Genomic DNA, 14,206 nt, shown 5'->3' on the forward strand with positions numbered 1-14,206 from the left:
TTTAATAAGGATAACAACATGAAATATGCCGCATTCAAACTGGCAGGGGTCGCTTTATCTCTTTCTCTGGCATGGACATCCGCCCAGGCTGCCGCGCTGCGCGTTGCCGCTGACCCGGTGCCGCACGCTGAGATCCTCAATTACATCAAAAAAATCGATCCCAGCCTCGATATCAAAGTGGTTGAACTCACCAGCGGCGTCAACGCCAACGAACTGCTGGCGAATGGCGATGTTGATGCCAACTACTTCCAGCACGTTCCCTATTTGAAGGACCAGGAAAAAGCGCTGGGTAAGACTTTTGCCGTCGCTGCCACAGTGCATATTGAACCGCTGGGTATTTATTCCCGTAAGCACAAAGACTTTAATTCCGTCCCGGAAAACGGGACCGTCGCGGTGCCGAACAACACCACCAATCTCAGTCGCGCCTTGTTCCTGCTGCAAAGCCAGGGATTAATCAAACTCGGCGCCAAATTCACCACCCCGGCGACCACGTTAGCCACCCCGAAAGATATCGTGGAAAACCCCAAACATCTGAAGATCCTCGAAATTGAATCACCGCAGATCCCGCGTTCATTAGACGATGTCGATTTAGCGGTTATTAACGGCAACTACGCGCTGGAGGCGGGACTGGTACCGGCGAAAGATGCGTTAGGACTGGAGAGCGCGAACAACAACCCCTACGCCAATATCCTGGTGACGACGCCGCAGTTGGCTAATGACCCACGCATTAAAGCGCTGGCCAAAGATCTCACCTCGCCGCAGGTTGCCGAGTTTATTCGCAAAAACTATAACGGCTCGGTTATCCCGGTAGCGCCGCAATCATGATTGAGGTCGTCGGGCTGAGTAAAACCTATGCCGGAACAGGCCGACCGGCGTTGAACGACGTGTCGCTGCAGATCCCGAAAGGCGCGATTTATGGCATTCTCGGGCGCAGCGGCGCAGGCAAAAGCACGCTGATCCGCTGTCTCAATTTACTCGAACGGCCCTCTACGGGCCGGATTGTGGTGAACGGGCAGGATATCACTCAGTTAGACAAAGCCGGTTTACGTCAGCACCGTCTGCGCACCGGAATGATCTTCCAGCACTTCAACCTGCTGCATGCCCGCAACGTGGCTGACAACGTCGCGGTACCGCTGGAAATCGCCGGTGTCGACAAACGTGCGCGCCGCGAACGCGTGCTCGAGTTGCTGGAGTTGGTTGGACTGGCGGATAAAGCAACCGCCTTTCCATCCCAGCTTTCCGGCGGTCAAAAGCAGCGCGTCGGCATCGCCCGCGCGCTGGCGGCCGGCCCGGATGTGCTGCTATGCGATGAAGCAACCAGCGCCCTCGATCCGGAAACCACCGCCTCGGTGCTGGCGTTACTGGCCGATATCAATCAGCGGCTCAATCTGACTATCGTGCTTATTACCCATGAGCTGGAAGTCGTCAAAACGCTGTGCGATCACGCGGCGCTGCTGGAGCATGGCGAAGTCATCGAGAGCGGGAAAATCGCCGATCTGCTGGTGGCGCCGTGGTCCAGATTACGTCAGTCGTTACTGCATAATCCGCAGGCGGAGCAAGATTTCCTTGCCCGCCACGGCTTTCACGGGAGGCCTTTATGCGTAGTCGCATGAGCTGGGAAGATTTATGGCCCTTATTATGGGAAGGCAGCCTTGAAACCCTCTATATGGTGGGGCTGGCGGCGCTGTTTACCATCTTAATCGGCCTGCCGGTCGGCGTGTTACTGTTTGTCTCCCGGCGCAACGGCCTGGCGCCGATGCCGAAACTGAATGCGCTGCTGGGGGCGATTATCAATTTTGGCCGATCGCTGCCGTTTATCGTGCTGCTGATCGCGTTAATCCCCTTTACGCGGCTTATCATCGGCACGACCTTGGGCAGCACCGCCGCCGTCGTGCCGATTACTATCGGCGCTTTTCCGTTTTTTGCGCGGCTGACCGAAAACGCGCTGGATGAAGTGGATTACGGGCGCATTGAAGCCATTCTGTCGATGGGCGGTAATCTGTGGCACGTTATCTTTAAATCGCTGCTGCCGGAGGCGCTACCGACCCTGCTTGCCGGGATCACCCTGACTATCGTGATGCTGATTGGCTTTTCATCGATGGCGGGCGTCATTGGCGGCGGCGGTCTTGGGGACCTGGCGATTCGCTATGGTTATCAGCGCTTTAACGATCAGGTGATGGTCGGTACGGTACTGATTCTGGTGGTGATGGTTCAGGGCGTACAAATGATCGGCGACAGGCTGGTACGACAGCTTGCCCATCGCCGCTAAGCTCTCATTCGCAGGCGGCTACTACAGGCCGCCTTCTACCGCCAGAACCCTAACCAGGTCTGCCGCCGGCATTTCGCGGATCATCGCCACCCCTTGTCCCGCCCAGTGCGCGCCGAAACCATGATCACCCTGCGCCTTTGCCGCCGTCGCCAGCGCTTTTCCGGCGTCATAAGCGAGCGGATAGGCGGGAATGTCCCGTTCATTGAATGAAGCCACCATTTCGCTCCAGCTATTTTTAACGCAGCGTGCTGGCCGACCCGAAATGGCCGCCGTCAAAAAGGTGACAACGTCACTATTTTGCGTGAGCGCCTGTCGATATCCACTATCTATACCCGCTTCCGGGCATAATAAAAACGCGGTTCCCAGCTGAACGCCCGACGCGCCGAGCTGCATCAGACTGGCTATCGCCGTTCCATGCATAATGCCGCCGGCGGCGATAATGGGTAAATCGACGGCCCGCAGTAGTGCCTGAAGCAGAGTGAAGGTGCTCATTTGACGATCGTCGCCGTGCGGGTCAAAAATCCCCCGATGGCCACCGGCCTCATACCCTTGCGCAATAACGACATCAATACCCGCTTGCGCAATTAATCGCGCTTCCGCGACGCAGGTGGCGGACGCCATCGTCACCGTTCCCTGTTGCTGGAAGCGGCGAATAACCTCCGAAGACGGCACGCCAAAATGAAAACTCACCACCGCCGGCTTCTCTTCAAGCAGCATATCGAGCATGGATTGATGTTGATGGAAGCTCTGATAAATCTCGTTAAGCTGTTTCGGCGGCGTGCCGTGATAGCGGGCAAACGTCGGAGCCAACCTCGCCAGCCACTGCGCTTCCTGAACAGCATCGCGGCGCGACGGCGTATGACAGAAAAGGTTGACGTTAAAGGGACGTTCGGTGAGCTGCCGGGTTTGTTCAATAAGCGCCTGCGCCTGCGTAACCGTCGACGCGCCGAGCCCCAGCGATCCCAATCCCCCGGCATTGCTTACCGCCGCAGCCAAGGCCGGCGTCGACACGCCCGCCATCGGCGCCTGAATAATCGGGTAACGAATATTAAGCAATTGCATTAAATGTTGATTCATTGACGATCCTGCGCAATTTGCGATGTGAGACATTAACCATCTCTTTTTAAGATGATAAGATCAACTGCATTGTCATATTGAGAAGAAAAATATGAACCACACCACATTACTGATCTTTAAACTGGTGGCCGAAACGCAAAGCGTCACTCAGGCGGCGAAACAACTTGGTCGCGCGCAATCCAATATCACCACGCGCATTCAGCAGCTTGAAGAGGAGCTGGAAGTCGAGCTTTTCGTGCGCGGAAACAAGAAGATGCTGCTTTCACCCGCCGGACAAAACTTCCTCAGCTACGCGCGGCGAATTTTAAGCCTTGCCGAAGAGGCCAAACTGGCGCTGCACCCGGCACGGCCCGCGGGGACGTTAAAACTTGGCGCGATGGAAGCCTGTGCCGCCAGCCGCCTGCCGGCCATATTGCCTTTGTTTCAGCAACGCTGTCCGGACGCCGACCTGACATTGCGTACCATGCCCACCCGTCAGCTGACTGAACTAGTCGAAAACGCAACGCTGGACTGCGCGCTGGTTTCACTGCCGGCCGGTCCAGACGGTAGCCTTCAATGCCCACAAACGATTGAATATCTACCGCTTTTCATCGAACAGCTGGTCCTGATTGCCCCTGTTGATAGGCGCGATTACCGTTTTGCCGCCTTCCCGGCAGGATGTTCCTACCGCCAGCGCGGCATCGAATATCTGCAGCAGACGGGAACGCACGTGGACATCGTCGATGTCAGCTCCTATCACGCGATGATGGCCAACGTCGCCACCGGTCGCTACGCCTGTTTGCTCCCGGAAAGCGTCCTGGCCCTGCTCACGCTGCCCGCAGGCTGCCAGACGCAATACGTGACCCAGGCCGCCACCCAGCTTATCTGGCGCCGCGGGTATGTGTCGCCTATTCTCGACGCCCTGCGCCAGTTATTGCTGACGCCGGCCGCAGGCAACCAGCCCGGCGGCTCCCAGCAACACGCCGCTGGCCGTCAATAGTGAAGGATTAAACGATCCCGTCAGGCTGTATAACCCATCGGCGACCAGCGGCCCGATTATCTGCCCGACGCCGTAAGTCGCCGTGAGCGCGGCAATCATATTAAATTTTACCGCCTGATTTAGCCGCTTGCCCTCTGACAAGGCAATGGTTACCGTCCCAAGGAAGGTCGCCCCAACCAGCAGCGCGCTCAACAGACAAAAGGTGAATGAGTGGCTCCATGCCGGTAAGGCCACGCCGAAGGCCTGAATAACGAGATTGCTACAAAATGCCCGCTGATAGCCAATTTTTAGTACAAGTTGGTGCCAGATAAAACAGGAAGGTACCGCCGCGAGACCAAATACCGCCCACAGGTGCACCGGGTCGATACCCGATAGCGCGCCGTGCAAAAACAGCGGCAAATAGGTCGCGGTGATGATGTAGCCGAAACCCGCGAGGCCATAAATCAGCAGCAATTTTACCGCATCGCTCGTGCGCCCATTGTCGCTCGGCATCGCTGTTGCGGGCCCGCTGTGTAACGCCAGCAGCGAATCCGCCGGGCTTAATAATCCGCGCAAGGCGCATAAAAACAGCACCGTCGCCGTGATGGCGCACAGTAGCCAGATTTGCTGACTGCTAAACGCCAGCGCTTTACCGGCGGCAATAAACTCCGCCGACAAAAAGATCCCCATCCCGACACCGGCAAACAGTACCGGCGCGCCGTTATGATGTTTCATATGCTGCAGTAGCCATAACGAGGCGGAGATAAGCGTTACCGCACTGAGTACCCCGGCCAACCCGCGCAGGATAATGATAGCCAGCGGCGAACGCAGCCAGGCCAGTAGCGCCAGACAAATTAGGGTCAGAATGACCGAGACAATATTCATTCTGGTCGCCTGCTCCGGCTTTGCCTTCGCCAGCAACAATGCTCCCAGCAGGTATCCGGCATAATTAGCGGAGGCGGCCAGATTACCCTGACGCAGCGTCAGGATCTGATCGCTTAACATCACCGGCAGGATCCCGGTGAAGGCGAAGCGGCCGTAACCCATACCAATCATTAATACCGTCGCCCCTGCCAGCGCTAATAAGAAAGCGTTTATCTGCGGCCTGATTTGTCGCATCTCCGTTACCCCTTGCACAATTAATCTCAAAAAGAGAATATTATTTAATTTTAATTCTCTTTTATTATGAAATAGCATAATGCGACGAGCAAGTCGTCGCGCTAAGGCAAAGAGTAAAAGCACCAACCGCAAGATACTTCGATTAGAGACGAAGGATGGTTGTCAGAAGAAAATGGCCGTTAAACGCCGTACTCGATAATGGGCCGCATTATCTTCAGCGCGGCGCTCAGTTTATCGAGACTCGGTGACGCCAGCGCCAGACGTAAAGCATGCGGCACATCACGGCCGACGCTATACGGTTCGGCGGTGGAAATAGCGATATTCATGGTTAGCAGCTGTTTCACGACGCGATCGGCGCGGATCTCCTCGCCCAACGGCAGCCAAAGGAACCAGGCATTTTCATTGCCAATCATTGGTAAGCCAGCCAACGCCTGACGGGCGATGGCCTGCCGCCGCCGCGCATCTGCGCGCATTATAGTTTCGAGCCGGGCCAGCGTCCCATCCTGAATCCAGCCGCAGACCAGCGCCGTCGTTAAGGCCGGCGTATTCCAGCTGGTGGCGCGGATCGTCCGCTCTATCGCCGGCATTAACCCCTCGCGGCATACCACCATGCCAACCCGTAAACCGGTGGCGATGTTTTTTGAAAAACCGCACACATAGACCGTACGCTCAGGCGCCAGAGACATCAGCGGCGGCGGCGCGTTGGCAATCAACCATGCATAGGCGGCATCCTCAATGATGAACAAATCGAACTGACGGGCAATATCAACCAGTTGACTACGCTGTGCCAGATTCATTACCCAGCCGAGAGGGTTATGCAGCGTCGGCATGGTGTAAATCGCTTTTACCCGCCGTTTTTCACACAGGCTGCGGAGCATATCGAGATCCGGCCCTTGTGTTGTGTGCGGGATAGCAACCAGTTCAAGTTGATAGAGCCTGGCGAGGGCGCGAAATCCCGGATAGGTCAACGCATCTGCCGCAACCACGTCGCCGGGACGCAGCAGGCCGCCGAGCGTGACCGCCAGCCCATGCTGAGCGCCGTTAACGATAGCGACCTGCCCGGCGCTGGCCGCAATACCCTGTCTGTTAAGATGCCGGGCCACTATTTCCCGTTCGCTCATGCGTCCGGCGTGCGGTTGATAGCGTAACAACGCCTCCAGATCGCCCGCGCCAGATAGCTTTTTTAAGGCCTCGCGCAGGAGAACGGTTTGTTCCGGCAACGCCGGGGAGTTGAAATTAAGATCGATCATATCCGGGGCAATGGCGTGCTGATCGACACCCAGCCCCGGCGGCAAGCTCAGTTCACGCACAAAAGTGCCGCGTCCCGTTTCACCGCTGACCAGCCCCATTAACGCCAGTTCACTGTAGACCCGCGTCGCGGTAGCCAGAGAAATTCCGTGTTCAACGACCAATTGCCGATGGGTCGGCAGTTGGCTGCCAGCCGCCAGCGCACCGCTGCGGATTGCTGCCGCATAGCGATCAACCAGAGATTTATAGCGGTTTTTCATCGTCATTGTATCCATGACAATTATTTGATTGTCATGAATTGTGCGACCTACTATCGACCCGGTCAACCACCTTAACTATCACTACAAAGAGGTCTCACGTGCACAACCGTCGCGCTTCCACTTCCATATCCGGTTGGATAAACGGCTTTATCGGCGTCGCTATTTTTAGCGGCTCGCTACCCGCCACCCGCATCGCCGTGCAGGAATTCGATCCTTTTTTCCTGACTTTCTGTCGCGGTGCGATTGCCGGGGTGCTTGCGCTGGGCCTGATCTGGCTTTTACGCCTGCCGCGCCCGCAAGCGGGACAATGGCGTTCACTGGCGCTGGTTGCCGGCGGCGTGGTCATCGGCTTTCCGCTGCTGACGGCGCTGGCGCTACAGCGGGTGACATCCGCACACTCAATTGTTTTTATTGGGTTATTGCCGCTGGCGACGGCGATTTTCGCGGTGATCCGTGGTGGTGAGAGACCGCGCCCTGCCTTTTGGGGATTCTCGCTGCTGGGCAGCTTGCTGGTGGCCAGTTTCGCGCTGGCCGGTAATGTCGGGATCTCCGTCGCGGGCGATCTGCTGATGCTGGCGGCGGTAGTGGTCTGCGGATTGGGTTATGCCGAGGGGGGGCGCCTCACCCGAGAGCTTGGCGGGCTGGCGGTCATCTGTTGGGCGCTGTTCCTGTCCCTACCCCTGATGTTGATAGCCTGCGGCTTAACGCTTCCCATCAGCTTCAGTGGTATCAGTGCGTCTGCATGGACGGCGCTTGCCTATGTCTCGTTATTCAGCATGCTGGTAGGCTTTATCTTCTGGTATCGGGGACTGGCAATCGGCGGTATTGCGGCGGTCGGTCAACTCCAGCTATTGCAGCCCTTTTTCGGCCTGGCGCTGGCGGCGCTGCTCCTTCATGAAGCAGTGAGCCCGTTGATGGTAGTCGTCACGCTTGGCATCATTTTCTGCGTGATCGGTTCGAAGCGCTTTGCCCGTTAAAATAGTCGGCAGCCTGATTTGAGGCGCGCTCCTCTCTCAGGCTGTCTTCTATCAATTAAACTGTGGCGCAACCGAATGGCCGCAGGCGCTGTTAGCATCAATGGTGTCGTTCATGCAGGTTTGCGAATCAAGCCCCTGACCCGGCGCCATGCCCGAGGATGATGAGGAACCTCCTGAACAGGCGGATGCTGCAAAAACAATGAGCAATATAAGTAATTTTTTCATCGCGATGACCTCCGGAAAGCAAATAGATTGCCGTGCTCCATCCTAAGACTGGCCACTCATCCATTTCCCTTTCAAACTCAGGTATCACTCTAAGAAATAATATGGGCGTTATTTATCATCTGTATAGCTATATTATCGGTCATTTTGCCAATAAATGAACCGAGCGTTGGCATAAAATGCTCGCCCGCTCGCCGGAGCCGCCGCGCTTGCGCTATGCTTTACCTCCCTTTCGTTTTAAACACTTAGCGTTATGACCACATCTGTTAGCACCACTCAGCTTAACCTGCGTATTATTTCTATCGTGGTTTTCACCTGTATCTGCTATCTCTCCATCGGCCTGCCGCTGGCGGTGCTTCCCGGCTACATCCACTATCAGCTCGGATACAGTACGCTAATCGCCGGAGTCGTTATCAGCCTGCAGTACATTTCAACGCTCGTAAGTCGACCTCACGCTGGCCGCTATACCGATATCTGGGGGCCGAAAAAGGTCGTTAGCCTCGGCATCATCTGCTGCATGTTAAGCGGACTCTTCACCCTCGCGGCGGTGATGTTGCAAGCTATACCGCTTCTCGCCGTCAGCGCCCTGTTGATTGGCCGGGTTTTCCTCGGCGTGGGAGAAAGCTTTACCGCCACCGGGGCGACGTTATGGGGCATTAAAACCGTTGGCGCGATTCACACCTCGCGGGTGATTTCATGGAATGGCGTCGCGACCTACGTGGCAATGGCCGTCGGCGCGCCGCTGGGGGTGATGCTCAATAGCTATTTTGGCATCAGCGGTTTTGCCGTAGTGGTAGTGCTGGTTGCGCTAATTGGCCTGCTGTTTGCCCGCACGCGACAGGATGTCAGCGTAACCGCCGGAGTGAGAGCGCCATTCCATGTGGTAGTGCGCAGGATCTGGCCCTACGGGCTGGGGCTGGCGCTGGGTACCGTCGGCTTTGGCGTCATCGCCACTTTTATCACCCTCTATTTTTCGGCTCACCACTGGCAAGGCGCTGCATTCACGCTCTCTCTCTTCAGCATCGGTTTTATTTGTATACGCCTGATCCTTGGCAGCACCATTACCCGCTACGGCGGCGTGCCGGTGTCGCTTGTCTGCTTCGTAGTGGAGTGTCTTGGATTATTGATTATCTGGCAGGCGCCGTCGGCGTGGGTCGCCGGTATTGGCGCATTCCTCACCGGTTCTGGTTTCTCGCTGGTCTTCCCGGCGCTGGGCGTCGAGGCGGTAAAACAGGTAGAAGAACAAAACCAGGGTACGGCGCTGGGTACCTATTCAGCCTTTCTCGATTTGGCGCTGGGTTTGACCGGCCCGGTTGCCGGTTGGGTGGCGGGTTATTATGCGCTCGATACGCTGTACCTACTGGCGGCGGTGGTCGTCGCCATGGCGTTTATCCTGCTGCTTCGGGTTCGGCGAGGGATCTGAAGCTCAGTGTAATTAAAACTCGCGTTAAGCCTGTTTTTTGATTTTCAGAAAAAAACGGAGGAGAATCCGTACAAATAGTAGGCATTAAAGCCATACCCCATCCCTGAATAAAAGGAATTATGGATGAATCCCTGTTACAGGACTTTGCTGACCGGTGTCGTTCTGCTGTTTACCGGCTCTCCCGTCGCATTTGCAGGCACTATCGAAGCCATCAACCATACCAAATGGGCGATTAATCATTTCAGCGTTAACGGACAGTCCGGTCTGGATGCTATAGGCCCCTTTCAGGGGGGAGGCGGTGGATGCTGTTACCGCGCGCCGCCGTCATGGAAACCCGGCATGACTGTCAGGATAGACTGGGAAACAGGTCTGGGCAGCACTCTTGATATGACAGAACCCAAACCCATCCCACCCAATACCACAGGGATGTCTCAAAAAGACAGAAATCGTGCATGGGATGAGTACGGTGATAAAACCAGCGAATGGTTCGCAAAAATCAGGCGAATGAAAATACAGCATTCACGCATCGTGCCACTCCCGCCCTATACCTCCACAGACAAAACCTGCGGCATCACCGTGCATTTCCAGTCCTGTGACCAGGTAAAAGTCACAACAAGCTGCGCCGATTACGGCAGTCCGGCTTATCCGATTAAAGACCCCATTCAGATGAAGGAGCCTGCCGTATGTCCGAAGTGAATAGTGCGCCGGTCTGGTATCCACCATCTTTCCCGGAGCAGGGCCGCCTTCCCTCTGTTGCCTCTTTGACCGGGAGAAACTGTTACCAGCAGGACGGCCAGGAGCGGGCTTATCATAACGAACTCTGTCTCGCCGCAAACCGCCGGGTCGCGCCGCCCTGCTGCAAAACCCTGCATATCAGCCTGTTCTTTGACGGCACCGGCAACAACCTCAATCATGACCTCAACATCGCAGACCCCAAACACCCCACCAATATCGCCCGCCTGTTTCGCGCCACCGTGGGACAGGGATATGCCGCTGGACTCGGAAATAAGAATTCGGCTCTGACGGACCTCCCGGACACGGCCGGCAACAAGTATTATAAGTATTATATGCCCGGTGTCGGCACCCCATTCCCGGAGATTATGGATCTCGATTTCACCATGGGCGGGCTGGCCTTTGCCTCTCACGGGGAAGACAGGATTAACTGGGGACTACTGCGCATCATTGATGCACTGCGACGTACCACCGGACTCGGTAAAATGGACGACGGGGAATGCTGGGCATCGGTTCAGGCTATGTCCACCACCATGATGTCCTTCGGGCTGACCGGCAGCGGTAACCGCTATAATGAGTTTCAGCGCCTTCTTAAATCTCCGCCGTTGCACAGCAGGCTGAAGATGGCGCTTAATCCGGGTGAACCCGGAAAAATCAAGCTGCTAGGTATCAAGCTGTATATTTACGGGTTTTCGCGGGGAGCCGCGGCGGCTCGCGCCTTTGTCAACTGGCTCAGCGAACTGCTTCCTGCCCCGAAGGAGGGCCAGGATAAACCGGAGCAGTGCCTGATGGCCGGCGACCTTAAAATCCCTCTCAGCGTTGAGTTTCTCGGTCTGTTCGATACCGTCGCATCCGTCGGAATACCACATATGGCCCCAATTGCCGAAGGGCATATGGGCTGGGCTGACGGCAATCAGGCACTGCCGGAGGAAAAAAGATTCGGTGGACTGATAAAGCACGGTGTGCATCTGGTTTCTGCTCACGAGCAGCGTCTGTGCTTTCCGCTGGACTCTATTCGCCGCACCGATGGCTCCTATCCGGCCCGCTGCGTCGAGGTACTCTATCCCGGCATGCACTCCGATCTCGGCGGAGGCTATCCGCCGGGGGACCAGGGCAAGGCGAACAGGTCGGATGATGCCCTGCTGCTGTCGCAGATTGCCCTACATGACATGTATGCCGCCGCTTTCGCCGCCGGTGCGCCGTTCAAGGTTCCCCTTGAAGCCATCCCTGACGCGCTGAAGAAAGACCAGTGGCGGGCATTGCCGCCGGATGTACAGGATGAATTTATCATTCATCCTCAGCTAATCCGTCGTTTCAACGCGTGGCGCACCCTGACCCTGAACCTCTCCTCAGCAGAAGAGGATACCAGCCCGGAGCAGGCCTCTCAGTTAACACCCATGCAGGCACCGATGTCCCTGGAAAAGGCCATGGAAAACCAAATGGCATGGCTTACTACCTGGCGCATCGGTCGTTACGCCACAGGTACCTATAAAACACAGCGCTTTTACCTCGATGCCGCTGCCAGCGGCCTGGATGCCGACAGTGATCCGGAAGTCCGCAAAGCCCATGAACAGAAGCGGGCGGACAAACAGAAGGCCGTGGAAGATGACCGCAAAAACGAGTTAATCAAGGCGCCAAAAAACAGTTTTATCCTTCTACCTCAGGGACCGAAAGACTTCGATGCAATGCTCGGTCAGACCCAGCTGCGACAGGGCGCTGAAGAGTTCAGGGAGGATAACCGGGAACTGCGGCGGGACAGTACTCAAACATGGTATTACGAACCCCTTTACGCCCTTAAAAATACCCTGTACCTGCTGAACACCGACGATGAATACGCAGAGTGGATGCGCATGAAGACTGCCGGCGAATCCCGGCTGAAAGTGCTGTTTCCTGACACCGGCGAAGCCGGCAATACAGACCGGTCTGTCAGTCTTGTCCGAGCATTGTTTGACGATCAGATCCATGATTCACGGGCCTGGTTCATGCACAATGCCTTTGGCTCCCGTGAACCCTGGGGCGGTTACTTCCGTTACCGGATGCTCTATTTCGGCAACAACTGCAACAAATCACTTTCCCCCCTTATCGTGGCCGGCTGGGTGGTGGGCGCCGCCACGTTGGCGGGTGGCGTGGCTCTCGCCATCAGGCAAAAAAGCGTTCAGGGGAAAATACTGGGCGTCGCCGGTGCCTTCGGTGCCATCAGTCTGGAAGTGGAAGCGATTGATATTCTGTCCGGGAAACCGATCCCCATGCTACCTGGTTCCGAACTGCTGAGAGCCTTCACACAGCAACCGGGTGTGGCTGTCGCACAGCAAAAAGCCGCCATGGCAGAGCAGTACCTCGCACAGCATAAAGCCACGATTAACGCCATCTGGCTGGAGCTTGCGCAGGAAACCATAAATTAATCAAAATACAACAGACCAGGACGAACGTATGATGTATGCCGATTAATCATGATACTGGTAACAATTTAATCAATAATTGACGACGCTTTAATATCCGTGCCACCATTCCGCGAGCATCCAGTCCTGGATGCCGGGCGGTACGGGTGCAGTGATAGAGGTCGTCAACAAAACGATCCCCCCGTGACCTGGCTCCATTCGACTCGTCGCCTGATGCGGCGAGCGGCTTACCCTGGCGGGAAATACCGACATGCATCAAAGTTTCAACCAGCGCGTCCATTTTTACTACTGCATTCTGGTCGCGCTGAAAATCCACGTAAAAACGAAGAAATCGGGCGGAGCGAGAGGGAAAAATAATTTTCTTCTCAAATGGTTACGCAAGGCGCAGGACAACAACATTTTTCATCCGGATATCACCAGCGAAATCGAATGGCTGCGTGGCAAAATCATCCAGGCGGGACACGATACTGACCTTGAGCCGATGCTGGAATTCGTCTATGCCACCGCCCGGCGCGCCGAAATGCTCAAAGATGCCGACTGATCCTTATTAAGCTAGCTGCAAAATATCGCCGGTGGCCGGTGCCTGTGCGCCGGCGAGCCACAGTTTTCCCCAGGCGCCGGTACAGTGACAGGCCATAATTTTCTCCACCTGTAGCTGCTGTAAGTAAGTTCGGACCTGCCAGACCCTGGCGACAGATGCGGCGCGTAGGTGTAGCCCACCGATCAACGCGTGGACCCGCTCAATGCCGGTGATATTCTGACAATGCCGCACGATGTTCTCTACTCCGCGATGTCCGCAGCCGCAGATGATGACCAGACCGTGGTCGGAGAGATAAATAAGGACGCCTTCATCGACGATATAATCAGGCGTCAACGGCGTACTGGCTAAAATGCCAAAGGATTGCGGACGGTTTACCACGATCTCGCCGGACCACAACAGACGTTCGCTGATGGCAAACGGCTGCCGGTAGCATTCCATGCGAAAGCGGGAATAGTCGAGCTCAAGCGAGAGTTTTTTGATTTTGCGTACGTGCCGGCCAAGGCTGATAGCGGCATAGCGCGGTTGGGCAAGCCGTGGATGACAGATAATTCGACTTTCATCCGGCAGCCAGGGAACGCCGCCGCAGTGATCGTAGTGGCCGTGTGATAATACCGTCGCGGTCAAATTCTCCAGTTTAATCCCCATCCGCTGCGCATTCTCAAGAAAACTGCCGTCCGGGCCGGTATCAAACAGCACTTTACTGGTTTCATCTTCAATGAGCAGGCTGAGCCCGGCTTTGGCTATCAACGCCGGGTCGGCGTGCGCCGCAAGGCGATTTTCCAGTAATACCCTGATGGTTAAGGCCATTATATCATTCATCCCTGTTATATATGCACGACCAGTGTAACGAAGAAACCCTGCAATCTGTGTGATGAGCGCCGCACCCTTCACCCCCAAAAAAGTGACACCGTCACTAAAAAACAGCTTCACAACCGCGCTACGTCCTCTATGCTGATGAACGCGGAACATTAATCTGAGGTC

At 56.0% G+C, this 14,206-nt stretch carries 14 protein-coding genes; 9 read left to right on the forward strand and 5 right to left on the reverse strand.

Annotated elements, in window-relative coordinates; all coding sequences use genetic code 11:
- The first annotated feature begins 18 nt into the window (after positions 1-18).
- Genes KGA69_RS18615 through KGA69_RS18625 form a run of 3 tightly spaced genes read left to right on the forward strand, consistent with a single transcriptional unit; the run spans position 19 to position 2,269 of the window.
- Positions 19-825 (forward strand): MetQ/NlpA family ABC transporter substrate-binding protein, encoded by an 807-nt coding sequence (locus KGA69_RS18615; RefSeq protein WP_213292569.1) that lies wholly within the window; start codon positions 19-21, stop codon positions 823-825.
- A complete protein-coding gene (locus tag KGA69_RS18620) occupies positions 822-1,613 on the forward strand; it encodes a methionine ABC transporter ATP-binding protein (protein WP_213292570.1) in 792 nt (263 codons plus the stop codon). Before KGA69_RS18615 ends, KGA69_RS18620 begins: the two co-directional genes overlap by 4 nt.
- Positions 1,610-2,269, forward strand: coding sequence for a methionine ABC transporter permease (locus tag KGA69_RS18625; protein ID WP_161798788.1), 660 nt, complete (start codon positions 1,610-1,612; stop codon positions 2,267-2,269). The genes KGA69_RS18620 and KGA69_RS18625 overlap by 4 nt, the downstream gene beginning before the upstream one ends.
- 21 nt (positions 2,270-2,290) lie before the next feature.
- Here the strand turns inward: KGA69_RS18625 and KGA69_RS18630 are convergent, their stop codons facing one another.
- The gene (locus KGA69_RS18630) at positions 2,291-3,346 is read right to left on the reverse strand and encodes an NAD(P)H-dependent flavin oxidoreductase (RefSeq protein WP_213292571.1); all 1,056 of its coding nucleotides are present in this window, start codon (positions 3,344-3,346) and stop codon (positions 2,291-2,293) included.
- Positions 3,347-3,437: 91 nt separating this feature from the next.
- Between KGA69_RS18630 and KGA69_RS18635 the strand changes: the two genes are divergently transcribed.
- Positions 3,438-4,325 carry a LysR family transcriptional regulator gene (locus tag KGA69_RS18635; protein WP_213292572.1) on the forward strand — a complete coding sequence of 296 codons (888 nt, stop codon included), beginning with the start codon at positions 3,438-3,440 and terminating at the stop codon, positions 4,323-4,325.
- Here KGA69_RS18635 and KGA69_RS18640 read toward each other — a convergent pair.
- Together KGA69_RS18640 and KGA69_RS18645 are read right to left on the reverse strand one after the other, a co-directional pair.
- A complete protein-coding gene (locus tag KGA69_RS18640; RefSeq protein WP_047050911.1) occupies positions 4,257-5,423 on the reverse strand; it encodes a YbfB/YjiJ family MFS transporter in 1,167 nt (388 codons plus the stop codon). The two genes, KGA69_RS18635 and KGA69_RS18640, sit on opposite strands and share 69 nt — an antisense overlap.
- Before the next feature lie 179 nt (positions 5,424-5,602).
- Positions 5,603-6,931, reverse strand: coding sequence for an aminotransferase-like domain-containing protein (locus KGA69_RS18645; RefSeq protein ID WP_045394475.1), 1,329 nt, complete (start codon positions 6,929-6,931; stop codon positions 5,603-5,605).
- A 98-nt stretch (positions 6,932-7,029) separates the two neighbouring features.
- Here KGA69_RS18645 and KGA69_RS18650 point away from each other — a divergent pair, with 98 nt between their 5' ends.
- A complete protein-coding gene (locus tag KGA69_RS18650) occupies positions 7,030-7,908 on the forward strand; it encodes a DMT family transporter (protein WP_045394477.1) in 879 nt (292 codons plus the stop codon).
- 51 nt (positions 7,909-7,959) lie between these two features.
- Here the strand turns inward: KGA69_RS18650 and KGA69_RS18655 are convergent, their stop codons facing one another.
- A complete protein-coding gene (locus KGA69_RS18655; protein ID WP_162184068.1) occupies positions 7,960-8,133 on the reverse strand; it encodes a hypothetical protein in 174 nt (57 codons plus the stop codon).
- Between the two features lie 250 nt (positions 8,134-8,383).
- On the opposite strand from KGA69_RS18655, the gene KGA69_RS18660 reads away from it, so the two are divergent.
- The 4 genes from KGA69_RS18660 to KGA69_RS18675 all read left to right on the forward strand — a co-directional run bounded on the left by KGA69_RS18660 (position 8,384) and on the right by KGA69_RS18675 (position 13,225).
- Positions 8,384-9,553, forward strand: coding sequence for an MFS transporter (locus tag KGA69_RS18660; RefSeq protein WP_045394479.1), 1,170 nt, complete (start codon positions 8,384-8,386; stop codon positions 9,551-9,553).
- A gap of 123 nt (positions 9,554-9,676) precedes the next feature.
- A complete protein-coding gene (locus KGA69_RS18665; RefSeq protein WP_045394482.1) occupies positions 9,677-10,249 on the forward strand; it encodes a DUF3304 domain-containing protein in 573 nt (190 codons plus the stop codon).
- Positions 10,237-12,687, forward strand: a complete 2,451-nt coding sequence (locus KGA69_RS18670) for a T6SS phospholipase effector Tle1-like catalytic domain-containing protein (protein WP_213292573.1) — start codon at positions 10,237-10,239, stop codon at positions 12,685-12,687. The genes KGA69_RS18665 and KGA69_RS18670 overlap by 13 nt, the downstream gene beginning before the upstream one ends.
- A 247-nt stretch (positions 12,688-12,934) precedes the next feature.
- A complete protein-coding gene (locus KGA69_RS18675; protein WP_015366702.1) occupies positions 12,935-13,225 on the forward strand; it encodes a hypothetical protein in 291 nt (96 codons plus the stop codon).
- A 6-nt stretch (positions 13,226-13,231) separates the two neighbouring features.
- On the opposite strand, the gene KGA69_RS18680 is transcribed toward KGA69_RS18675, so the two are convergent.
- Positions 13,232-14,032: an MBL fold metallo-hydrolase gene (locus KGA69_RS18680; RefSeq protein WP_213292574.1), complete on the reverse strand. Its 801-nt coding sequence runs from the start codon at positions 14,030-14,032 to the stop codon at positions 13,232-13,234.
- Between the last annotated feature and the right edge of the window lie 174 nt (positions 14,033-14,206).

It is taken from the genome of Klebsiella sp. A52 (assembly GCF_018388785.1).
In the GTDB taxonomy this organism is placed as follows: Bacteria; Pseudomonadota; Gammaproteobacteria; order Enterobacterales; family Enterobacteriaceae; genus Klebsiella; species Klebsiella aerogenes.

Coding starts and splice junctions, on each gene's coding strand:
- KGA69_RS18615 (WP_213292569.1), top strand. CDS start 19: ATGAAATATGCCGCATTCAAACTGGCAGGGGTCGCTTTATCTCTTTCT.
- KGA69_RS18620 (WP_213292570.1), top strand. CDS start 822: ATGATTGAGGTCGTCGGGCTGAGTAAAACCTATGCCGGAACAGGCCGA.
- KGA69_RS18625 (WP_161798788.1), top strand. CDS start 1,610: ATGAGCTGGGAAGATTTATGGCCCTTATTATGGGAAGGCAGCCTTGAA.
- KGA69_RS18630 (WP_213292571.1), bottom strand. CDS start 3,346: ATGAATCAACATTTAATGCAATTGCTTAATATTCGTTACCCGATTATT.
- KGA69_RS18635 (WP_213292572.1), top strand. CDS start 3,438: ATGAACCACACCACATTACTGATCTTTAAACTGGTGGCCGAAACGCAA.
- KGA69_RS18640 (WP_047050911.1), bottom strand. CDS start 5,423: ATGCGACAAATCAGGCCGCAGATAAACGCTTTCTTATTAGCGCTGGCA.
- KGA69_RS18645 (WP_045394475.1), bottom strand. CDS start 6,931: ATGAAAAACCGCTATAAATCTCTGGTTGATCGCTATGCGGCAGCAATC.
- KGA69_RS18655 (WP_162184068.1), bottom strand. CDS start 8,133: ATGAAAAAATTACTTATATTGCTCATTGTTTTTGCAGCATCCGCCTGT.
- KGA69_RS18660 (WP_045394479.1), top strand. CDS start 8,384: ATGACCACATCTGTTAGCACCACTCAGCTTAACCTGCGTATTATTTCT.
- KGA69_RS18665 (WP_045394482.1), top strand. CDS start 9,677: ATGAATCCCTGTTACAGGACTTTGCTGACCGGTGTCGTTCTGCTGTTT.
- KGA69_RS18670 (WP_213292573.1), top strand. CDS start 10,237: ATGTCCGAAGTGAATAGTGCGCCGGTCTGGTATCCACCATCTTTCCCG.
- KGA69_RS18675 (WP_015366702.1), top strand. CDS start 12,935: ATGCATCAAAGTTTCAACCAGCGCGTCCATTTTTACTACTGCATTCTG.
- KGA69_RS18680 (WP_213292574.1), bottom strand. CDS start 14,032: ATGGCCTTAACCATCAGGGTATTACTGGAAAATCGCCTTGCGGCGCAC.